The organism is Virgibacillus ihumii, assembly GCF_902726655.1.
Lineage (GTDB): Bacteria > Bacillota > Bacilli > Bacillales > Amphibacillaceae > Lentibacillus > Lentibacillus ihumii.
On record NZ_CACVAN010000001.1, the window covers coordinates 1,697,303 to 1,717,634 of the forward strand.

22 protein-coding genes and 1 riboswitch are annotated in these 20,332 nt (G+C 42.3%); of the genes, 9 read left to right on the forward strand and 13 right to left on the reverse strand.

The features are described 5' to 3' along the window. Positions 1 to 48: 48 nt before the first annotated feature. From HUX68_RS08435 to HUX68_RS08445, 3 genes are all read right to left on the reverse strand, one after another. On the reverse strand, positions 49 to 924 hold the full coding sequence (locus tag HUX68_RS08435) for an NAD(P)-dependent oxidoreductase (RefSeq protein ID WP_174614410.1): 876 nt from the start codon (positions 922 to 924) through the stop codon (positions 49 to 51). A 322-nt stretch (positions 925 to 1,246) separates the two neighbouring features. Then, positions 1,247 to 1,441 carry a hypothetical protein gene (locus tag HUX68_RS08440; protein WP_174614411.1) on the reverse strand — a complete coding sequence of 65 codons (195 nt, stop codon included), beginning with the start codon at positions 1,439 to 1,441 and terminating at the stop codon, positions 1,247 to 1,249. Positions 1,442 to 1,591: 150 nt separating this feature from the next. Then, positions 1,592 to 2,002, reverse strand: a complete 411-nt coding sequence (locus HUX68_RS08445) for a hypothetical protein (protein WP_174614412.1) — start codon at positions 2,000 to 2,002, stop codon at positions 1,592 to 1,594. Positions 2,003 to 2,456: 454 nt separating this feature from the next. On the opposite strand from HUX68_RS08445, the gene HUX68_RS08450 reads away from it, so the two are divergent. After that, positions 2,457 to 2,849: a reverse transcriptase-like protein gene (locus HUX68_RS08450; RefSeq protein WP_174616393.1), complete on the forward strand. Its 393-nt coding sequence runs from the start codon at positions 2,457 to 2,459 to the stop codon at positions 2,847 to 2,849. A gap of 14 nt (positions 2,850 to 2,863) precedes the next feature. Next, complete coding sequence (locus HUX68_RS08455; protein WP_174614413.1) at positions 2,864 to 3,841, forward strand: NAD(P)H-quinone oxidoreductase; 978 nt, start codon at positions 2,864 to 2,866, stop codon at positions 3,839 to 3,841. A 40-nt stretch (positions 3,842 to 3,881) separates the two neighbouring features. On the opposite strand, the gene HUX68_RS08460 is transcribed toward HUX68_RS08455, so the two are convergent. Further along, positions 3,882 to 4,034: a hypothetical protein gene (locus HUX68_RS08460; RefSeq protein ID WP_174614414.1), complete on the reverse strand. Its 153-nt coding sequence runs from the start codon at positions 4,032 to 4,034 to the stop codon at positions 3,882 to 3,884. Between the two features lie 354 nt (positions 4,035 to 4,388). Here HUX68_RS08460 and HUX68_RS08465 point away from each other — a divergent pair, with 354 nt between their 5' ends. Then, positions 4,389 to 4,892, forward strand: coding sequence for a GNAT family N-acetyltransferase (locus HUX68_RS08465; protein ID WP_174614415.1), 504 nt, complete (start codon positions 4,389 to 4,391; stop codon positions 4,890 to 4,892). Positions 4,893 to 5,008: 116 nt separating this feature from the next. On the opposite strand, the gene HUX68_RS08470 is transcribed toward HUX68_RS08465, so the two are convergent. The 5 genes from HUX68_RS08470 to sat all read right to left on the reverse strand — a co-directional run bounded on the left by HUX68_RS08470 (position 5,009) and on the right by sat (position 9,621). After that, complete coding sequence (locus HUX68_RS08470) at positions 5,009 to 5,152, reverse strand: hypothetical protein (protein WP_174614416.1); 144 nt, start codon at positions 5,150 to 5,152, stop codon at positions 5,009 to 5,011. Positions 5,153 to 5,252: 100 nt separating this feature from the next. Continuing rightward, on the reverse strand, positions 5,253 to 6,059 hold the full coding sequence (gene cysQ / locus HUX68_RS08475; protein ID WP_174614417.1) for a 3'(2'),5'-bisphosphate nucleotidase CysQ: 807 nt from the start codon (positions 6,057 to 6,059) through the stop codon (positions 5,253 to 5,255). Further along, a complete protein-coding gene (gene cysC, locus HUX68_RS08480) occupies positions 6,059 to 6,661 on the reverse strand; it encodes an adenylyl-sulfate kinase (protein WP_174614418.1) in 603 nt (200 codons plus the stop codon). Before cysC ends, cysQ begins: the two co-directional genes overlap by 1 nt. 11 nt (positions 6,662 to 6,672) lie before the next feature. Next, on the reverse strand, positions 6,673 to 8,454 hold the full coding sequence (locus HUX68_RS08485) for an SLC13 family permease (RefSeq protein WP_174614419.1): 1,782 nt from the start codon (positions 8,452 to 8,454) through the stop codon (positions 6,673 to 6,675). Positions 8,455 to 8,469: 15 nt separating this feature from the next. After that, positions 8,470 to 9,621, reverse strand: a complete 1,152-nt coding sequence (sat, locus tag HUX68_RS08490; RefSeq protein WP_174614420.1) for a sulfate adenylyltransferase — start codon at positions 9,619 to 9,621, stop codon at positions 8,470 to 8,472. 200 nt (positions 9,622 to 9,821) lie between these two features. On the opposite strand from sat, the gene HUX68_RS08495 reads away from it, so the two are divergent. Together HUX68_RS08495 and HUX68_RS08500 are read left to right on the forward strand one after the other, a co-directional pair. Further along, positions 9,822 to 10,841, forward strand: coding sequence for an NADP-dependent oxidoreductase (locus HUX68_RS08495; protein WP_174614421.1), 1,020 nt, complete (start codon positions 9,822 to 9,824; stop codon positions 10,839 to 10,841). A 24-nt stretch (positions 10,842 to 10,865) separates the two neighbouring features. Continuing rightward, positions 10,866 to 11,795, forward strand: coding sequence for an NADP-dependent oxidoreductase (locus HUX68_RS08500; protein WP_174614422.1), 930 nt, complete (start codon positions 10,866 to 10,868; stop codon positions 11,793 to 11,795). A 331-nt stretch (positions 11,796 to 12,126) separates the two neighbouring features. On the opposite strand, the gene HUX68_RS19420 is transcribed toward HUX68_RS08500, so the two are convergent. After that, on the reverse strand, positions 12,127 to 12,255 hold the full coding sequence (locus HUX68_RS19420) for a hypothetical protein (RefSeq protein ID WP_281355711.1): 129 nt from the start codon (positions 12,253 to 12,255) through the stop codon (positions 12,127 to 12,129). A 203-nt stretch (positions 12,256 to 12,458) separates the two neighbouring features. On the opposite strand from HUX68_RS19420, the gene HUX68_RS08505 reads away from it, so the two are divergent. Both HUX68_RS08505 and HUX68_RS08510 read left to right on the forward strand, forming a co-directional pair. Continuing rightward, positions 12,459 to 12,914, forward strand: coding sequence for a YndM family protein (locus HUX68_RS08505; RefSeq protein ID WP_174614423.1), 456 nt, complete (start codon positions 12,459 to 12,461; stop codon positions 12,912 to 12,914). Between the two features lie 291 nt (positions 12,915 to 13,205). After that, the gene (locus HUX68_RS08510) at positions 13,206 to 14,027 is read left to right on the forward strand and encodes a metallophosphoesterase (RefSeq protein WP_174614424.1); all 822 of its coding nucleotides are present in this window, start codon (positions 13,206 to 13,208) and stop codon (positions 14,025 to 14,027) included. A gap of 324 nt (positions 14,028 to 14,351) precedes the next feature. Here HUX68_RS08510 and queF read toward each other — a convergent pair whose 3' ends face one another. The 3 genes from queF to glcP form a co-directional block, all read right to left on the reverse strand. Then, positions 14,352 to 14,852, reverse strand: coding sequence for a preQ(1) synthase (queF, locus tag HUX68_RS08515; protein ID WP_174616394.1), 501 nt, complete (start codon positions 14,850 to 14,852; stop codon positions 14,352 to 14,354). 64 nt (positions 14,853 to 14,916) lie between these two features. Beyond that, positions 14,917 to 14,963: riboswitch (PreQ1 riboswitch) on the reverse strand. Between the two features lie 98 nt (positions 14,964 to 15,061). Then, positions 15,062 to 16,039: a LacI family DNA-binding transcriptional regulator gene (locus HUX68_RS08520; protein WP_174614425.1), complete on the reverse strand. Its 978-nt coding sequence runs from the start codon at positions 16,037 to 16,039 to the stop codon at positions 15,062 to 15,064. Positions 16,040 to 16,077: 38 nt separating this feature from the next. Beyond that, entirely contained in the window at positions 16,078 to 17,445 is a 1,368-nt protein-coding gene (gene glcP / locus HUX68_RS08525) for a glucose transporter GlcP (RefSeq protein WP_174614426.1), read from the reverse strand. Between the two features lie 216 nt (positions 17,446 to 17,661). Between glcP and HUX68_RS08530 the strand changes: the two genes are divergently transcribed. Both HUX68_RS08530 and galT read left to right on the forward strand, forming a co-directional pair. After that, positions 17,662 to 18,828 carry a galactokinase gene (locus tag HUX68_RS08530; RefSeq protein ID WP_174614427.1) on the forward strand — a complete coding sequence of 389 codons (1,167 nt, stop codon included), beginning with the start codon at positions 17,662 to 17,664 and terminating at the stop codon, positions 18,826 to 18,828. Positions 18,829 to 18,832: 4 nt separating this feature from the next. Further along, positions 18,833 to 20,329, forward strand: coding sequence for a UDP-glucose--hexose-1-phosphate uridylyltransferase (gene galT, locus HUX68_RS08535; protein ID WP_174614428.1), 1,497 nt, complete (start codon positions 18,833 to 18,835; stop codon positions 20,327 to 20,329). Positions 20,330 to 20,332: the final 3 nt, after the last annotated feature.

A 20,332-nucleotide genomic window follows, 5' to 3' on the forward strand; every position in this document is an offset into this window, starting at 1 on the left:
ACCATCAGTGGGATTGACTGTTTTTTTACAGACAATCCCACTGATCATTTATGCTTCAAACAATTTAATTAATGCCTGTGTTCCACTGTCTTCCTCACCTTTTTCCGCAAGTTTTTTATACAGTTCAAGGGAGAGCTCAAGTCCTGGTGTTGAAAAGCCCATATTCTGCGCGGATTCTAATGCGATTGTCATATCTTTAATAAAGTGTTTTACATAAAATCCCGGTGCATAGTCTCCTTCCAACATTCGCGGTGCAAGTTTGGATAATGAAAAACTTCCTGCCGCTCCGGTTGATATACTGTCAAGAACCCGAGATGGACTCAGCCCCGCTTTTTTCGCATAAACAATCGCTTCACAAACCCCAATCATGTTAGTGGCGATTGCGATCTGGTTTGCCAGTTTAGTGTGCTGCCCGGCACCTGCTTCCCCCTGTAAAATGATATTTTCACCAAGCACATCAAAAATAGGATATATGTCATCAAATACTTTTTGATCACCACCGGCCATAATGGCCAGCGCCCCGTTTCTTGCACCAACATCCCCACCGGATACAGGTGCATCGATTGCATAAATGCCACGCTTCTTTGCTTTCCGGTAAATTTCCTGAGCCAGCGCAGGTTTTGATGTGGTCATATCAATTACATATGCACCTGATTTGGCATTTTCAATCAATCCGTCAGAACCAAAATAAACTCGTTCCACGTCTGCCGGATAGCCTAACATGGTAATGATAATATCAGATTCAGCCGCTAAATCAGTCACTGATTCCTTCCAGCCGGCACCAGCATCCAGCAGTTCCTCGGCTTTCTGCTTTGTTCGGGTATACACATTGATTGAATATCCCGCCTGCTGCAGATTCCGCGCCATGCTTTTCCCCATCACACCTGTACCGATCATCCCTATCGTTGAACTTTTTGTTACCACGTTGTCTCCCACCTTTACCAATTTTTCTAACTATTCCCTTCAGTATAGCGTACATTCTAGTTAGTACAAAAGCGCTTGCTTGATCAAAAGCTTTTATCAAAAATTATGTATTGTCCGCTTTATTGGGTTGGCGTCATCTGTACTGATGATTAAGAGGATTTTGTTTCGGGTATAATGACGGAGCCGAATCATATTCATTAGAAAACTTGGTTGTCACCAAGCCTTTGGGTGACAGCCATAGTTGTACTTATGCAGTAAGAAAGAATTTTATACTTTCTCAACTGCCAAACAAAAGAGCCCTTCCTCAGAAAGGCTCCTTTGTTTACGAATTTCGATTGTTCATGGACTCCCGATTTTTCCTTTTGACTTGTTCAACATCGGTATCACTGTATATTTCCGTACCATGTCCACCGGTTGTTCGAGCTATAAATTCTTTTGCCTCATTATATGACATTCCGGAGCGTCTGCTTTGATCCAAAATTTCTTGTTTCCTTGCACGTTGATTTTCATTTTCCATTATATAACCTCCATTCTTTACCTTATTTTGTTCAATGAAGGATTATTTAAAAGATTTTACTGATTATTTTTCAGCCGGAATATTTCTTTTTCCAGGTGATTAACTTTGTCATTCACAAAATTGATCTCATACCTTGCGACAATCGTATCATCAAGCTTTTTTGTCCATATCAATTAATTTATCTGTAATGTCAGCAAAGGCGTGTGCTGTCTGTGTTGTCAGCAATTCAATCTTCTTATCCAATTCGTCTGACCTTTTCTCTTGTTTTTCAAATCGCTTATCCACATCTTCAGCAAACCTGTTGAAACGATCATCCTGCGCTTCAAAACGACAGTTCATCTCGCTTGTCAGTTTGTCAAAACGGTTATCCTGCGCCTCAAATCGCTCATTCATTTCTAATGTTAGTTTATCTATACGATCATCTTGGGCTTCAAAACGCCCGTTCATCTCACCTGTCAGTTTCTCGAAACGGTTGTCCTGGTTTTTCATTGCAGTTCTGAACTCTTGCTGGAAATCTTTTTGCTGTTGCAGTATTGTTTCCAAAACCTCTTTGTTGTCCATAAAACAAGCACCTCCCCAGCCTGCCCGACCTTTAATATCCCTACTTTTTATTTAGAACTTCAATTTGTCTTTCCACCCTGAAAACCCGCTTGTTTAACACCTTGCAGTCCATTCACATCAATTATATTCATGTCGTCCGTTCTTTTTACTAACTTCATTATACCCCGAAACGTCTTTCAAGGCTAATAGATAAAAATTCATTTTATTTCTTTATACCGCTCTAAAACAGGCTTGTCATTGGAAAAAATTTAATAATAACTTAATTTTATCCGGCAAAAATACCTTTTACGGGATTAATTAAAAATTTTTCCATCTCTTTAAACTATTGATAAAATAGGGTTGCAACAATTTCGCTTTACCGTTGAGAACAGATTCTCGTATTCAACAATGATTTTTATTACAATTGATGTATACCAACGTTATGAGCATCTGGATGGAAAGGATGAATCACGTATTGATTGAAGTATATACAGATGGTGCTTCAAGCGGTGATCCCGGAATCAGTGGAGCGGGTATTTATATAAAAGCTGCCGGACAGACATATGAATATTCAATTCCTTTGGGCAAGATGTCCAATCATGAGGCGGAATTTCTTGCAATAGTAAACGCTTTGGAAATCTGCCTGATACAGTTCCCGGATGAAATTTTGTCATTCCGGTCCGACTCCAAACTTGCGGTCGATACAATTGAAAAAGATTTCACAAAAAACGAGCGCTTTCTTCCTCTTTTGGAGAAAATACGTGCAGCATCAGACGATTTCCCTTACTTTTTTATAAAATGGATTCCGGAAAAGCAGAATGGTCAAGCAGACAAACTGGCACGAAAGGCAATTCAATCGCAAAAATAATAAGGAGGCAAAACATGAAAGCAATTATTGCAAAAAAACCTGGCGGCACGGAACAATTAACCGTCACGGAGAAGCCGAAACCTGAGCCAAATGAGTATGAACTGCTGATCAAGGTAGAAGCAGCAGCAATTAACCGGACAGACATTATCAATCGACAAAGCGAATCCGGCTACCTGGATATCCCTATTCTGGGTGTTGAAGTTGCCGGAACAGTCGAACAGGCTGGGCCCGATACCAACATTCAACCGGGCACAAGGGTTATGGGGCTTGTTAATGGCGGAGGATATGCGGAATATGCTGTGATGCCGGCAAACCGTGCGATGGAGATTCCGGAAAACCTGTCATTTGAGCAGGCAGCAGCCATTCCAGAAGTATTTTTGACGGCCTATCAAACGTTGTTCTGGCACGGCAGACTGGCTGAAGGTGAAAAAGTTTTGGTTCATGCCGGGGGAAGTGGCGTTGGCACAGCAGCCATTCAATTGGCAAAACAAATCAGCAATGCACAGGTCCTGACAACAGCCGGCTCACAGGAAAAACTTGATTTTGCCGAATCATTGGGAGCAGACGTGTGCATAAATTATAAAAAGCTGGAGTTTGACGAAAAAATTTCACAGGCAACCGAAGACCGTGGTACAGATGTAATTCTCGATTTTATCGGAGCATCGTACTGGCGGAAAAACATGAACAGCATTGCAGTGGATGGCCGTTGGGTCTTGATTGGCCTGCTCGGCGGTGCACAACTGGAAAAAGTTAACCTGTGGGAGTTAATGTCCAAACGGATTCAGTTGACCGGCACACTTCTTACCCCAAGAGATAACCAGTATAAAGCTGACCTCACTGCAGAATTTGTGTCAACAGCACTGCCACTCTGCAAGAACGAAAAAATCCGTCCTATCGTGGATCAGGTATTTCCATTCGAAGAAATCCAGCAGGCACATGAACATATGGAAGGCAACAAAAACATTGGGAAGATTATTTTAAAAGTGGATTGAGAAAAAGCTGCACATGTCTTTCAATGTGCAGCTTTTAACATTACCGCTTTCGTTTATTCCGCTTATTATCCAGGTTCAAAAATTCCTTATCCTCAGCAAATTCCTCTTTATGCTGCTTGGGACTTGTATCATATTTAATGACGTTACGTTGTTTTCCCTTATCCTTATTGCGATTTTTATTTTGCTCTGACATTTGGAATAGCCTCCTTTTTTAGCTGTTAAGAAAGAAGAAAATTCTTTCTTACTGCATAAGTGCAGCTATAGCTGTCACCTAAAAGTTTGGTGATAACAAGGTTTTCTAATTTATTTTGCCACGTTTCGGCATAATTATTTGGCGCAATTTGCTCATGCTAATGAAAAAGGAGGTATTTCATATGAGCCAGGATAAAGGAAAGAAGAAAAAGAACAAGAGCAAAAAGGAACTGAATGCAATGCGCGAGGACAATAAGGCACATCAAAACCGCCCGCCCAGATAATAATTTATGACTCGCTTCCTGTCTTCTGATACGATAAACTTAATAAGGAATACGAACAGGGAGCGAGAAAAATGGAACCGAATTTACGTCTGCGAACAATTGAAAAGACCGATCTGGAATTTTTGCACAAACTTAATAATGACCCCGATGTGATGAAATTCTGGTTTGAAGAACCATACATGTCAATGGAAAAACTGAAAGAAGCGTATGAAAAAAGTCAGAACAGCACACAGCATCGGCAGTTTATCCTAGCTTTGGATAACGAAAAAATCGGCTATGTGGGACTGTTTGGAATTGAGAGTAGACATCGACATGCCGAGTTTGGCATCATGATTGATCCATCTTATCAGGGAAACGGATATGCTGGAAAATCAACAAATCTCGCACTGGAATACGGGTTTAACCAGTTGAATCTGAACAAAATCATTTTATACGTCGCTAAAAAAAATGAAAAAGCCGTCCACATTTATGAAAAAGCTGGCTTTCAAATTGAAGGAGACTTAAAAGAGCACTTTTTTGTCGATGGCAGCTATCATGATGCGGTTTTGATGAGTATCTTCCGACAAGACTTTTAATATGAAAAAAACCTGCACAACTATTAGGAATGTGCAGGTTTTTCTATACCTTCCAATTGAGCTTGTTACATTTATCGAAACCGGATAATTGAGCTCGCATCAGTTAATATTTCAACTCATAAGGTTGATGTTCTTCTCGTACGGTCGATGTTCTCCTCGTGCGGTTGATATTCCTCCCGTACGGTTGATGTTCCCCGCGTAGGGTCGATGTTTTCCTCATACGGTTGATGTTCTTCCCGTACGATCGATGTTTTCCTCATGCGGTTGATGTTCCCCGCGTGCGGTTGATGTTTTCCATAGTAACGCCGAGGATTAACATGTATAAAAAATTCCGGAGACGAGATGCAATCATTATTTTAATTATGCTTTCCCTTTAACCAAAAACCATCCATTTTTCAAATTCTCACGATTATAATAAAATCGCTCCTCATCCTCATGACGCAACACCTGTCCGCCGGCAGCTTCTACAATTGCTTGTCCGGCCCCGGTGTCCCATTCCATTGTTGGGGCATAGCGCGGATAGAAGTCAGCTTTTCCTTCTGCAACAAGACAAAACTTCAGTGAACTCCCGGCAGAAACGACATCGACTTCCTTATTTGCACGCAAACCGTCAATAAATTCTTCGGTTTCAGCTGACATGTGGGAGCGGCTGGCCACCACATTGACAACACTGCCTTCTGTTACTTCAGGCAGTTGAACACTTTTCTCAACCAAATCATCTTCATCAGCAACATCCGCTTTTGATGCGCCTTCCAGTTTGAATGCACCCAAACCTTCACGTCCAAAATAAAACGTATCAAGAACCGGTGCGTAGATAACGCCCATAGCCGGGTATTTTTCGTCAATTAAGGCAATATTCACAGTAAACTCGCCATTTTTCTTGATGAACTCTTTTGTGCCGTCGAGGGGGTCCACCAAAAAGAACTGCTTCCAGTCTTTTCGCTCTTCATACGAAATATCACGGCCTTCCTCACTTAGAACAGGGATTCCGGCGTATGCATCCTGGAGTCCGTTCATAATTGCCTTGTGTGAACGCTGGTCAGCCTGGGTCAATGGTGAATCATCTTCTTTAACCTCAACCTCGATGTCTTTTTTGTAAACATCAAGAATCTCGTGTCCTGCCTGCAAGGAAATGTCCAACAGCTTTTTCAGACTTACCTCAGCCATTATTTTACATATCCTTTCTCTTTCAGATAAGCAACAATTTGCTGAACGGACTCTTCCAGGCTCTGCTTATCCGTATCAACGGTCACTTCCGGATTTTTCGGCGCTTCATATGGGGCATCGATTCCGGTGAAGCCTTTAATCTCACCTGCGCGTGCTTTTTTGTACAAGCCTTTTGGATCACGGGATTCACACGTTTCCACACTTGCATTTACAAATACTTCAATGAACTCGCCATCTTTCATTAGTTCACGCACATCATCACGGTCCTCACGATATGGTGAAATAAACGCAGTCAGGGTGAACAAGCCCGCATCCACCATCAGCTTGGATACTTCCCCGATGCGGCGAATATTTTCTTTACGGTCTTCCGGACTGAAGCCGAGATTCTTGTTTAAACCATGACGGACATTGTCGCCATCCAGGCGATAAGTGCGTACACCCTGTGCATGCAGTTCTTTTTCCAGTTCTACAGATACGGTCGATTTTCCGGAACCGGATAAACCAGTAAACCAGATAACCGCACTTTTATGGTTGTTCAATTTCTGTCTGTCTTTTTTTGTAACTTTTGAATCGTGCCATACGATATTATCAGATTTTGCCATCTTTTTTCCTCCTAAAACCACACATTATAAATGATTGAAACCGATGTAATCATAACCAGAATACTTAAGGGTGTCCCCACTTTAATATAATCCTTGAACGTATAGCCACCCGGACCATAAACGATCAGGTTCGTCTGATAGCCAATCGGTGTAATGAAGCTTGCAGATGCAGCAATGGCAATTGTCACCGCGAAGCCCATCGGATCCACTGTAAGCTGCTCCGCAAGTGACATCCCAATCGGCACCATCAGCACAGCCGCTGCTGTATTTGTAATGAGTTCGGTAAACAAATTGGTTAAAAAATAAATCATAAAAATAATCGCCAGAATTCCGAATGGTTTTCCGAAACTGACCAATCCTGTTGCAATCCATTCAGCAAGTCCAGTCTCCCGCATCGCAACACCAATACCAAGTGCACTGGCAATTAAAAGCAGCACATCGAATTGGATATACCGTTTTGCTTCCTGCGGTGTGACAATTTTTGTAATTAATAAAATGAGCACCGCCAATGCCATCGCCTTGAACATACTGAAAACTCCAGCCGTAACAAGAGCAATCATTACAAGCAGCAATCCGATGGAAAACCAGCCTTTGACCGGATTTTTTTTCAGTTTTTCCGGCGTATCCAATGACGATACCACATAAAAATCATTCGATTGCTGATTTTTTTCAAGAAAGTCGGTTCCCGCAAGTAACAACAGCGTATCACCTGGCCTGAGCACAATGTCACCGACTTTGCTCTTGATACGTTCATTATTACGATGGACAGCAATAACCCCGGCATCAAACTTTGACCGGAAACGGGACTGTTTAATCGTCTTCGTTGTCAGTGCCGAGTCATGCGAAACAACCACTTCCACCAGATTTGATGTTCCATTTTTCAAGTCGTTTAATCCAATGTTGGTACCCGTCTCAAGCTCAAGTCCCTTTATTTCCTCCAAATCGGCAATCGTAGAAATCAATCCGGTAAAAATCAGCCGATCTCCTTCTTCAATAACCGTCGTTGATTTAACCGGAGAAATATGATCTACCCCGCGAATGATTTCCACCAGGTACAACCCTTTCAAATCACGGAGTCCTGCGTCTTTAACTGATTTACCGATTTGCTGAAATGAATTGGATACATGCATTTCCGCAATATATTCCTTGGAGTCCTCTTTTACGCGCTGACTGAACCCTTTATGATCCGGGAGAAGCCTGTGACCAATTGTAAACAGGTAAATCATCCCGACTATTGCAATCGGAATACCTACAACCGACAGCGTAAACAGAGAGAAGCCTTCCATATCATACGAACCGGTCAGCATACCATGCACAACCAGGTTGGTGGACGTACCAATCAGTGTAATCGTGCCACCCAAAATCGTTACATACGATAGTGGAATCAGGAACTTGGAAGGCGCAATCCCCCGGTCTTCACACCATTTTTTAATAACAGGTGTGAACGTGACAACGATTGGAGTATTGTTTAAAAAAGCGGAAAAAGCAGATACAGGTACAAAAAAACGTACCATCGAACCTGCTTGTGTTTTACTGTTCTTTAGCCATTTTGTCATCATCTGATCAATGAGTCCGCTCTTTTGAACCGCACCTGCGACAATAAACAGCAGTGCAATCGTCAGCATCCCCTCATTGGAGAAACCACTCAACGCTTGTTCCGGACTCAAAATTCCCGAAACAAGCAAAATAACCAGTACTGAAAACACGATCATATCAGGACGCGCTACATCCAATAGCAGCGCGCCCAGCATACCTATTATTAAAATCAAAACAAAAATCATTTGAAAAGTCATGGGAGTTTTCCCCTTTTAGTTTTGCTTCATTCCTTTAATCAGAATGTCGGCAACTTCCGGACGTGAAAATTCTTTTGGAGGACGCTCTCCATCACGAAGTAGTCCACGAACTTTTGTACCGCTCAAATGCACATGGTTTTCTTTATCATGCGGGCATGTTTTTGCAGTGGCCATGTTTCCGCAAACCGTGCAGAAAAATGCATGTTCAAATTTGAAAACTTGAATGCCCAGTTCTTCTTCAAACTGAGAAATAAATTCCTGTGCTTCATAAGTGCCGTAATAATCACCCACACCGGCATGGTCGCGGCCAACAATGAAGTGTGTGCAGCCGAAATTTTTCCGTACGATTGCATGCAGAACGGATTCTTTAGGTCCGGCATAGCGCATTGCAGCAGGATAAATTGCCAGACGGGTGCGATCTTCCGGATAATAATGCTTCAAGATTGTCTGATAACTTTCCATCCGGACATCAGCAGGAATATCATCTGCTTTCGTTTCACCAACTAGCGGATTCAACAAGAGACCATCAACTGCTTCCAGGGCACACTTTTGAATGTACTCATGGGCACGGTGTACCGGATTGCGTGTCTGGAAGCCGACAATTGTTTTCCATCCTAGATCATCAAACATTTTGCGTGTTTCTGTCGGATCCATATAAAATTCATTAAATTCACCGTGATCCGGACGCTGCAGCAGCGTAATAGGTCCGCCCAGATAAACAGCACCGCGCTCATATAGCTTTTTAACGCCAGGGTGCTTATCCTCCGTAGTTCCATATACATTCTGTGCTTCAAGTTTACTGTCATATGTAAACTTTTCTTCTACTTCAATCGTTCCGTAAATAATTCCGTCTTCACCTTTAAGCGCTACTTCATCACCAATATTTAATGCTTCTGCCTGTTCTTTTGTTACCGGCAATGTAATCGGAATTGTCCAAACCGTTCCATCCGACAAACGGTAATTATTAACAACACTTTCATAGTCAGCCTGACCCATGAATCCTTTCAGCGGGCTGAACCCTCCAATACCAATCAGTTCAATATCGGAAACGACCCACGGATTCACCGTCAATGATGGGAGTGATTCTGCTTTTTTTATTGCTTCTTCTTTTGCTTGTCCTTCCAATTCGCGGTTAATCAAAGTACCGCCATGTGGTTCATTAGCCATTGTATTACCTCCAAAATCTGTTTTCATACTTTTACAGTATACCATTGTTTTTCGTCAAATTCTATCATTATTCGGGGGTATACGTTATTGGAACAGCTTTTGGGAATCCGACTTCAAGTTTTTTAAAATTGCTGCTTTTGACTGTCATGTTTCACTGCGAATAAAATGGTGGTAAATACATTGTAAGAAAGGTGGTTATTATGACAGACGACTTGCAAAACCAGCGGATTACCCTTGCTGAACGCCCAGCCGGCATGCCAACAACGGAACATTTTTCAATTCAGGACGCACCACTATTGCAACCTGAAGATGGACAAATTCAGATTCAATCCCTTTATATCTCGGTCGACCCGTATATGCGGGGGAGAATGAATAAAGGAAAATCATATGTGGCACCGTTAAAACTGAACGAGCCGATTAACGGTCGGATTGTGGGGAAAGTGCTGCAATCAGAATCGAATCAACTGCGTGCCGGCGATAAAGTTGTCGGTATGCTGGACTGGCAAAAATACAATACCGTAGATGCTGATAGTGTACGTAAAATTGAAGAAACCGGTGCACCGCTGCCAGCCTACTTAAGTGTGCTTGGAATTAACGGACTCACAGCCTATTTCGGATTGCTCGACATTGGCCAGCCAAAAGCAGGCGAAACAGTTGTCGTTTCAGGTGCTGCCGGTGCGGTCGGTATGATTGCTGGTCAAATCGCAAAACTTAAAGGAACGCGCGTTGTCGGTATTGCCGGGACTGATGCTAAAACAGACTTTTTGAAAAATGAACTTAGGTTTGATGAAGCGATTAACTATAAGACAACAGACGACATATCCAAAGCAATTGCCGCATCATGCCCGGAAGGTGTTGATATTTACTTTGACAATGTCGGCGGACCCGTGTCAGATGCAGTTATGAACCATCTTAACGATTTTGCGCGTATTCCACTATGTGGTGCCATTTCATCCTATAACCGGACAGATGATGACCTCGGAACACGAATCCAGCCAAAACTGATTAAATCCCGCTCCATGATCAAAGGATTTATCGTCGGCGATTACAGCGAGCGTTTTGATGAAGGATTGCGTGATCTTTCAACATGGCTGGCAAAGGGAAAACTCAACTACAGGGAGAACATTATAGAAGGATTTGAAAATGTTCCCAATGCATTTCTCGGTTTATTTACAGGTGACAATATTGGAAAACAATTGGTTAAAGTACCGGAAGAATAAAGCTTTAGGAAAGGAGCAGTTACGATGAAAGCAGTAATTATTGAAGGTTATGGCGGAAAAGAGCAATTACAGTACACTGACAGGAACATGCCTGTTTTGAAGGATAATGATGTATTAATTGAAATTGAGGCAACTTCCGTGAATCCAGTCGACTGGAAAATTCGTGAAGGCTACCTGAAGGAAAAAATCCCATATGATTTCCCTGTGACCCTTGGTCTGGACGCAGCTGGAACAATCAAAGAAACCGGAAAAAAGGTGCAAAAGTTTCAGGTCGGGGATAAAGTTTTTACCCGCCCAGACATAACACGTAACGGGACATACGCTGAATATGTTGCAGTCGATGAAGGTCTCGTTGTCAAAAAACCGGACAACCTTTCGATGGAAGAGGCCGCGTCTATTCCACTGGTCGGATTGACGGCATGGCAATGCCTGGTTGATTTTGCTGGAATCAAAGAAGGCGACAAAGTTCTGGTGCATGCAGGCTCCGGCGGTGTTGGAAGCTTCGCCATCCAGCTCGCAAAGTCATTCGGTGCATGGGTTGCCACAACATGCAGTACGGACAATGTTGAATTCGTTCAATCACTGGGAGCGGATAAAGTTATTGACTATCGCAGTGAAAACTTTAGCGAGACTCTCCAGGATATGGACATTGTCTTTGACACACTTGGCGGCGACATTCAGCAGCAAAGCTATAACGTTTTAAAAGAAAAAGGCTGCCTCGTCTCGATTGCAATGCCGCCGGATCAGGACGTTGCTGAGGAGTATAATATTAAAGCAGGATACGTGTTTCTTGAACCCGACGGCGAACAGCTTGCTAAAATTGGTGAGAAACTGGAAAATGAAACAATCCGTCCAGTCGTTGGAACTGTTATGGATTTGAAAGATATTAAAAAAGCACATGAATTGAGCGAGACACATCATGCGAAAGGTAAGATTGTGCTGAAGGTGAAGTAAGTGGAATTATAGGGTAAGGCCGTCATTTTATGATGGCCTCACTTTTTGCTTTGCTGTAATTAAGTATTTAGGATCATTAAAAATCTGATTCCTTCTATTATGAAGGGTATATGATTTAATTAGGCACAGATAATTTAAACAGCGGTCTTATTTTTTCAGTGTAATTCTTAATGTGTAAATAGATATAATTAGGGCGATAAGCGATATAATGAAAGCAATCCAGATCATTAAAATCAGCCTCTTCTCTTGTTTAGTTAGTATATTTGTTATATACTATGAATAGAATATGGAGTGGGGAAAAGAGAAATATTCCTCTTTTCCCGCATTAGGTTTAAGACTTTCGCTTTCCCGAGCGAGGGTCTTTTTGTTTTTCACGTCTTTTTAACATAACAATTACGAAATTTATAATCGCAACCGTTAAATTAATGAACGACGTTACCAAAACAAGTACCATCTCCATATCATCCCCCCTTTCTTACAGGGGGTGATTTTATATTACCATAATCCTGGATTAAAACAAGTGTTCGTATTAAAAAATCACTTCCTGCTTTTTACTAACTACTTTTATTGTTGCGCACCGGCTCTTCTACCACTAATCTTTCCTGATAAAAAATTGACCTTTAGGGCATGCTAAATGCAAAATCAGAAAGGTGGTAGTAAAAAATGGATCATGTAAAGGCATTAATTATTAAGTTCATTATGTGCACGGCCGTTTTGTGGTTGATACTCGGCGCTTTTTACGGGGTTGAATTTGGAAATATTCTCATGCTCAGTGTACTGCTAACAGCAATTTCGTATATCGTTGGAGATCTTTTTCTCCTCCCCCGCTTCGAAAACTGGGGTGCAACATTGGCGGATTTGGGGATTACATTCGTAGGAATTTGGTTTCTTGGGCCGCTCCTGTTTGAGGAAAATCTTCAAGTTGGCACTGCAGCGATCATTACGGCCATCATCATTGCAGTTGGTGAATATTTCTTCCATAAATATATGGCACGTGAAGTGCTCGACGATCGTGACCACTTTGTAACAGATGAGGACAGAGATGTACAACAAGGTAAGCTGCAGACTGAATTCAGCGAAGAAATAACGGATACTGACCGGAAAAATAAAGATGAGTAGTTAATGGCAATCGCGCGGCACTTTGCTTCCGGTGTCGCGTGATTTTTATTTGATTGACCTTCTCAATCCGCTCCAGCTTTTCATGAAAACCAGACAACAGCTTGAATCATTGTCAAATTTACAATATAATTTTCTGGATTCTACGCTTTCATCATTCGAATTTCCCTTCTCTCATGGCCTTACCCCTGCCTTAACAGTTTTTTTACAAACTAAAAATATTGTATATAATGACATACAATTCACGCTATGCTAAACTTATATCCACAAAATTCCTTTTAATTGGGGTGCCACATGAAAAGACTGTTCATTGTTTTCACATTGCTTGCATCTGTTTATTCGCTTATACGTCGAGTTCATTTTGAAACTGATAATTTCAAGTTGAAAAAAGTTGCATCTAAAACGGATAAGATACCGGCTGAAACAAGCTTTAGCATTTTGCAGATGACTGACTTGCATAATAAAGTATTTGGCTTTAATAATGAACAGTTGGTTGACATTGCAAAAAAAGCCAACCCCAACATCATTGTTCTGACCGGTGATTTACTGGATGATGATACGAAGGCGCTTGGCAGTGTTTTTTCCCTTGTCGAGCGATTAACAGCCAATCATAATCATGTTTATTTCGTCTCGGGAAACCACGATTGGGCAAACGGCCGCAAAGCTGAATTGCTGAACGGTTTACACGACCGGAATGTAACCATCCTGAACAATCGAAACACGCAGATTATAATCGGTGAAAAAACACTCAACCTGGTTGGTGTCGATGATCCTTCTAAAAAACATGAAAACATAGTAGAAGCATTTAAAGACATTGACTTTAATAATTATACCGTACTGTTATCGCATGCACCGGATATTATTAAAACATATCCTTTGCTCAAAGCTGACCTTATTCTAAGCGGACATACACATGGCGGCCAGATACGGGCTCCGTTTATCGGGGCATTGGTTGCACCTGATCAGGGACTTCTTCCTAAGCTGGACAAAGGTGTTTTTGAGATCGGTCCTGACCAGTATCTTTATATCGACAGCGGGCTTGGCACCAGCAGAATTCCGGTGCGTTTTTTAAATCAGAGTCAGTTGAGTTTGGTGACGATTACGGGGAACGGCTAATACTTACTCGATAAATTAACTTTTGAGGGATCGGGGCAAGGTGCTTATTGTTCCACTTGGGAGCTGTGTTTCCCCCATTTGGAGACTGTTCTCTCCCGTTTGGAGACTGCATTCTCCCATTTGGAGACTGTCTCTCCCGTTTGGGGACCGTTCACTCCCACTTCAACAGCTTTCACCCTTCTCAAGCCTCAATCTAATTAAAAAATGACACTTCCCCATCGGAAGTGACCTTTTTTATTCGGCTGCGTATCTTTAAATACACTGCAAACAATGCATACCCAGCTTTTCACTCTCATACGAAAAACAGCAGAACTAACGCATACGCTACCGGTTATCAATTTTTTCCGTATACATGTCATGATTCATCAAACGGTGGTCGGCCATTTTCTCAAATTTAGTTCCGGATTTCCCATAGTTGCAATATGGATCAATGGAAATTCCTCCACGCGGTGTGAACTTTCCCCACACTTCAATATACCGTGGATCCATCAATTCAATCAGATCATTCATGATGATGTTCATGCAATCCTCATGAAAATCGCCATGATTGCGAAAACTGAACAGATACAGCTTTAATGATTTGCTCTCCACCATTTTCACATCAGGAATATAACTAATATAGACCGTTCCAAAATCGGGTTGTCCCGTCATCGGACACAGTGTCGTAAACTCGGGACAATTAAATTTTACAAAATAATCCCGCCCAATGTGCTTATTATCAAATGTTTCCAGCACTTCCGGTGTGTAGTCAAAAGCATAGGTCGTCCCCTGGTTTCCCAGTAAAGACAAATCGGTTAATTCATCATCCTGTCTCCCTGTCATTATCAAAACCTCCTATCAAAAGAAAAAACCACTGCCCAAGGCACATGGTTTTTGAAAAACATTTCATCTGTCCTTAGTTTTTTTAAGAGGGTTTAAGCTAAGAACCTCTTCCATTATTTAATGGATAAATGACATCTGATATACTCGCTTTAGTATACGGTGGAATAACAACAGTGTCAATAACAAACCGGTTCACCATTAAGCCGTCCACTTCAACTCTCCCGCTCAATCAACTCTGTAGCAAGGACTACCTTCTTCGCCACGGTGCGTCCATTCAAAATACGCTCTTCCAGCAGGGAGACCGCCGTCTCACCCATCAATTCGGTATATACTTTGACAGTGCTCAACGATGGTGAAACGTACTTTGCAACACTGGAGTCGTTAAATCCAACGATGCTTACACGCTCGGGTATTTTTACATCAAGATCGTTTAAAGCGCGCATTGCACCGATAGCGATTGAGTCATTTGCACAGAAGAATGCACCGGGAAGGTCATCCCCCAATGTATGGACTGCTTTTTCCATCATTTGATATCCGGATTCAACCGTAAAAGTTCCTTTAAAGCTGTACGCCTTATTAAAACAGCCTTTTTCCTGCAAAATACTACAGTAGCTTGTGAATCGCGGATCATCCAGTACTTCTGTTGATCCGAAAAACTTTTCTTCGCCAGCCAGCATACCGATTTTAGAATGTCCGTGATCCAAAAATCGGTTTAGAATATCCGCTGTTGCTTGATGAAAATCCACAACCACCGAGTCAGCTGATTTTCCGGCATGGATATCATCCACAAAACAAATGGCAGTACTCCATTTTTCCAGCTGTTTCTTCTGCCGGACGGAAAATTTCCCGATTGCAATGATGCCGTCGACGTCGGGCTTTTTCTCGGTATTTTGAAATAAACGAATGTACGCATAACCTGCCCGATCCAGTTTTTTCTCCACGCCAAGTCTGATGGAATAATAGTACATGTCGTTCAGCTCTTCTTTTTCCGTATACCAATGAACAATTGCAATCCGTAGATGCTTATTTTTCTTATCAAGATGTTTTGTGTACCCAAGCTGTCGGGCAGCATCCATAATCTGTTGTTTCGTATCGGCTCCCACGGACAGACTTGGGTCACTGTTGAGAACACGGGAAACAGTAGCTATTGATACATTCGCTTTTTGAGCAATATCTTTTATGGTAGCCATTTCTTCCACTCCGTTCCTGAAAATGCAGGATCATCACCTTACATATTACCTGAATCAGCACCCGAAGTCCGTTTTCTTAGGTCTGCTTCAATTTCCTCAAGACTGCGGCCACGTGTTTCAGGCAAATATTTGATAACGAAAATCATCGCCCCAATTCCAATTGCAGCAAAAATCAGGAATACCTGTTCAATGCCCATTACCTCTGTCAGCAACGGGAAAAATTGCGCAACGAGCAGGCTTCCGATTGACAGTGCCAGTGCAGAAATACCTGTTGCAGCACCGCGGGCACGCATTGGGAACAATTCCGGCAGCATAACCCATAAAACCGGTCCCCAGGTAATCGCGAAGAAAATAATGAACAAGGTTAGACATGCAACAATGATCCAAGCTCCGGCAGTTGAATCAAGCCCTATCGTCCAAATCAAACCTGCCATAATCAATAGCGAAGCAACCATCCCAGCATTACCGGACACAAGCAGCTTTTTCCGATCAATCTTATCAATAATCATGATTGCTACAATGGTCATAATCACGTTAACTGTACCAATCCCGACTGTACCAAGAATGGATGTCACATCACCAAGTCCGGCTTCACTGAAAATGGTTGGTGCATAATAGATTATCGCATTGATCCCAATAATTTGCTGGAATAACGCAAATGCACACCCAATGATCAGTGTCGGACGGAGCCAGGAAGATTTCAGCACATTCCAGGTACTTTCCGAAATGCGATTAATTTCATTCATTTCCTCAATTTCTTTGTCAATTTCATCCGGCTTGCGTGTCAACTTCATCACGCTTCGTGCGGCTTTTTCACTATGATGTTCAAGCAGCCATCTTGGACTTTCCGGCATAAACAGAACACCAATCATTAAAATAAGTGACGGTACTACGGCAAGTCCCACCATCCAGCGCCACGCTTCCATGTCGGCGAAGGCATAGTTTACCAGATACGAAGACAGAATACCGATTGTGATCATCAGCTGGTTCAATGAACTTAACGAACCACGCGATTCCGTCGGTGCCATTTCGGATAAATAAACCGGTACAATTGCAGTTGAACCACCAACAGCAAGTCCGATAATCAATCGCCCCACTACCAGCATAACCATCGTCGGTGCGAGTGCCAATGTCAGCGCACCTATAATAAATACGATAGATATCATAAACACAAGCTTGCGTCGTCCGAACTTATCCGATAACGGTCCACTGAAGCCGGAGCCGAATATCGCCCCGACCAGCATGGAGCTGACGACCAACCCTTCCGTAAAACTTGTCAACGGTATGTCATCTTTTATAAACAATAGTGCACCCGAAATAACTCCCATATCATATCCGTACAAGAGTCCTCCCAGAGCGCCAAGAAAAAATATCATTTTTTTACCTATGTTTTTACTACCCAACATGCCATAACCTCCAATGTATAAATTCATGAATTAGTATACGCTTTCACAATGTATATGTAAAGAACAAACATAACTTTAAAAAGGTACCACAGGTATCACAGTAAAAAATTTATATTTTTTACTAAAATAACTACAATATTTTATTGTATTTTACTTGCTCTTATAGTAAACTAATTCGTAGATGTAAGCGGTTAAACTAGTGAGGAGGATCGCCCCATGAAAAATCTTACCAACGAATTCCAAAAAGTATTTGAGCCCCATGATAACGTACATACGTTTTTCGCCCCCGGCAGAATTAATCTGATCGGCGAACATACTGACTATAATGGCGGTCACGTTTTTCCCGCAGCGATTTCATTTGGTACGTATGCAGTCGGAAAAAAGCGGAATGACACATTATTTCGTTTTTACTCCATGAACTTTCCGGAAACAGGTATCATTGAATGTGACCTTAACGACCTTAGGTATAACGACCAGCACAGTTGGGCTAATTATCCAAAAGGTATGATTCAATATATTCGGGAAGCTGGGTTTTCAATCCCTTATGGAGCCGACATTCTCTTCTATGGGGATATCCCAAACAGCGCCGGCCTCTCTTCATCGGCTTCGATTGAAATGGTTACCGGGGTTTTTTTGGAAAAAATATTTGAGCTGCGGATTGACCGGGTTAACATGGTAAAAATCGGTCAAAAGGTGGAAAATGATTACCTCGGAGTAAACAGTGGAATAATGGACCAGTTTGCTATCGGAATGGGCAAAAAAGACAATGCCATTCTGTTAAACTGTCAATCACTTGACTATAGTTACGCACCGATTAAACTGGAGGATTACTCCATTATTATCATTAATACAAATAAACAGCGCACGCTTGCTGGCTCAAAATACAACGAGCGAAGGCAAGAATGTGAGCAGGCACTTGCTGATTTACAGACCGAACTCCCTATCAGTAGTTTCGGAGAATTATCGGTGGAAAAGTTTGAGGCGTATCAAAATATAATTAAAAACCCGGTTCACCGCAGACGTGCAAAGCATGCTGTCACGGAAAATGCCCGCACCCTTGAAGCCATGCGTGAATTACGCAAAGGGAATTTGTACAGCTTTGGCGAATTAATGAATGCTTCCCACCAATCCTTAAGGGATGATTATGAAGTGACCGGACTGGAACTGGACACGATTGCGGAATCTGCCTGGCGTCAGAAAGGGGTTATCGGCGCACGGATGACCGGTGCCGGGTTCGGCGGATGTGCCATCGCAATTGTGGAAAACGATAAAATAGATACGTTTAAAAGAAATGTCAATAAAGCCTATCAACAGACGGTGGGATATGAAGCGACGTTCTACACCGCCTCTATCAGTGACGGTGCAAAAATGACGGAGGAGTAATCATATGATTTATGAGCATATTGAAGGGTTGATACATCGCGCAATCAGGATCGGTTTAATTAAAAAAATAGATCGTATATATGTACGGAACCAAATCATGCACAAACTTCGGCTCGATTCTTTTCCGGAAAACACCGTGCCTTATCCTAATGAAACGATTCCGGACCTGCTGGATAAGATAGTTGACTACGCTGTCAAGAATCAGGTTATCGACGATGTTTTGGATGAAAAAGAACAACTCAACGCCGACATAATGAACTGTCTGATGCCACTGCCATCAGCCGTCAATGACGCCTTTTGGCAAAAATACGATATGTCACCACAGGCTGCAACGGATTATTTTTATCAGCTGAGCAAGAACAGCAACTACATTCAGACGAAACGAATCGAAAAAAATATTCATTTCAAAACGAAAACCGAGTACGGCGAAATGGACATTACGATTAATTTGTCAAAACCGGAAAAAGACCCGGAACAACTTCGACGGGAACGGGCAAACAAACAAAGTGTCAACTACCCGAAATGTGTTCTTTGCATTGAAAATGAAGGGTATGCAGGAAGGACCGGGCATCCGCCAAGAGCCAATCACCGTGTTATAAGGGTTCCCTTGTCCGAAGAGAATTGGTGTCTGCAATACTCCCCATACGTTTATTACAATGAGCACAGCATCCTGTTTGCAGAGGAACACCGTGACATGCGGATTGACCGGCAAGCATTTGAGCAGTTGCTGGAATTCACCGACAAATTCCCGCATTATTTTATGGGATCCAATGCAGATTTACCGGTTGTAGGCGGGTCCATCCTGGCACACGATCACTATCAGGGCGGACGGGATCGTTTTGCGATGACAGATGCACAGGAGGAATTCTTTTTTCAGCTTGATCGCTGGAATAAAGTTTCTGCGTCTGTCCTCAAATGGCCGCTTTCCGTTATTCGCTTGAAGTGCAGCGACAAAGGAGAGCTGCTTGATGCTGCAACTCACATTTTAAACACCTGGAAGGGATACTCAGACCCGGCTGCGGACATTGAAGCACTCACCGGCAATATACCGCATAATACGATTACACCAATTGCCCGCATACGTGACGGGTTATATGAACTTGACCTTGTCTTGAGAAACAATCGGACAACGGATGAGTATCCACTGGGAATCTTCCACCCGCATGCTGACGTTCATCATATTAAGAAAGAGAATATCGGACTGATTGAAGTAATGGGACTGGCGGTTTTGCCGGCCAGATTAAAAAATGAACTCGATGACGTTAAACAATTTCTGCTTGATGAGAAAAACGGTATAACCGACTCCCATAGGTCATGGGCAGAACAAATGCGAACGGAGTATGGCGTCCAGACTGATGAGCGTGAAGCTGATAGAATTATTGAAACGGAACTGGGCAAAAAATTTGTGCAGATATTGGAATATGCAGGTGTTTTCAAACGAACACCAACCGGAGAAACAGCATTTAAGGATTTCATTGATAAACTGAATAAGAAGGAATGAAGC

Coding starts and splice junctions, on each gene's coding strand:
- galT (WP_174614428.1), top strand. CDS start 18,833: ATGATTTATGAGCATATTGAAGGGTTGATACATCGCGCAATCAGGATC.
- HUX68_RS08440 (WP_174614411.1), bottom strand. CDS start 1,441: ATGGAAAATGAAAATCAACGTGCAAGGAAACAAGAAATTTTGGATCAA.
- sat (WP_174614420.1), bottom strand. CDS start 9,621: ATGGCTAATGAACCACATGGCGGTACTTTGATTAACCGCGAATTGGAA.
- HUX68_RS08505 (WP_174614423.1), top strand. CDS start 12,459: ATGGATCATGTAAAGGCATTAATTATTAAGTTCATTATGTGCACGGCC.
- HUX68_RS08495 (WP_174614421.1), top strand. CDS start 9,822: ATGACAGACGACTTGCAAAACCAGCGGATTACCCTTGCTGAACGCCCA.
- cysQ (WP_174614417.1), bottom strand. CDS start 6,059: ATGGCTGAGGTAAGTCTGAAAAAGCTGTTGGACATTTCCTTGCAGGCA.
- HUX68_RS08455 (WP_174614413.1), top strand. CDS start 2,864: ATGAAAGCAATTATTGCAAAAAAACCTGGCGGCACGGAACAATTAACC.
- HUX68_RS08465 (WP_174614415.1), top strand. CDS start 4,389: ATGGAACCGAATTTACGTCTGCGAACAATTGAAAAGACCGATCTGGAA.
- HUX68_RS19420 (WP_281355711.1), bottom strand. CDS start 12,255: ATGGAGATGGTACTTGTTTTGGTAACGTCGTTCATTAATTTAACGGTT.
- HUX68_RS08520 (WP_174614425.1), bottom strand. CDS start 16,039: ATGGCTACCATAAAAGATATTGCTCAAAAAGCGAATGTATCAATAGCT.
- glcP (WP_174614426.1), bottom strand. CDS start 17,445: ATGTTGGGTAGTAAAAACATAGGTAAAAAAATGATATTTTTTCTTGGC.
- HUX68_RS08460 (WP_174614414.1), bottom strand. CDS start 4,034: ATGTCAGAGCAAAATAAAAATCGCAATAAGGATAAGGGAAAACAACGT.
- HUX68_RS08485 (WP_174614419.1), bottom strand. CDS start 8,454: ATGACTTTTCAAATGATTTTTGTTTTGATTTTAATAATAGGTATGCTG.
- HUX68_RS08470 (WP_174614416.1), bottom strand. CDS start 5,152: ATGAGGAAAACATCGATCGTACGGGAAGAACATCAACCGTATGAGGAA.
- HUX68_RS08500 (WP_174614422.1), top strand. CDS start 10,866: ATGAAAGCAGTAATTATTGAAGGTTATGGCGGAAAAGAGCAATTACAG.
- HUX68_RS08530 (WP_174614427.1), top strand. CDS start 17,662: ATGAAAAATCTTACCAACGAATTCCAAAAAGTATTTGAGCCCCATGAT.
- HUX68_RS08445 (WP_174614412.1), bottom strand. CDS start 2,002: ATGGACAACAAAGAGGTTTTGGAAACAATACTGCAACAGCAAAAAGAT.
- HUX68_RS08510 (WP_174614424.1), top strand. CDS start 13,206: ATGAAAAGACTGTTCATTGTTTTCACATTGCTTGCATCTGTTTATTCG.
- cysC (WP_174614418.1), bottom strand. CDS start 6,661: ATGGCAAAATCTGATAATATCGTATGGCACGATTCAAAAGTTACAAAA.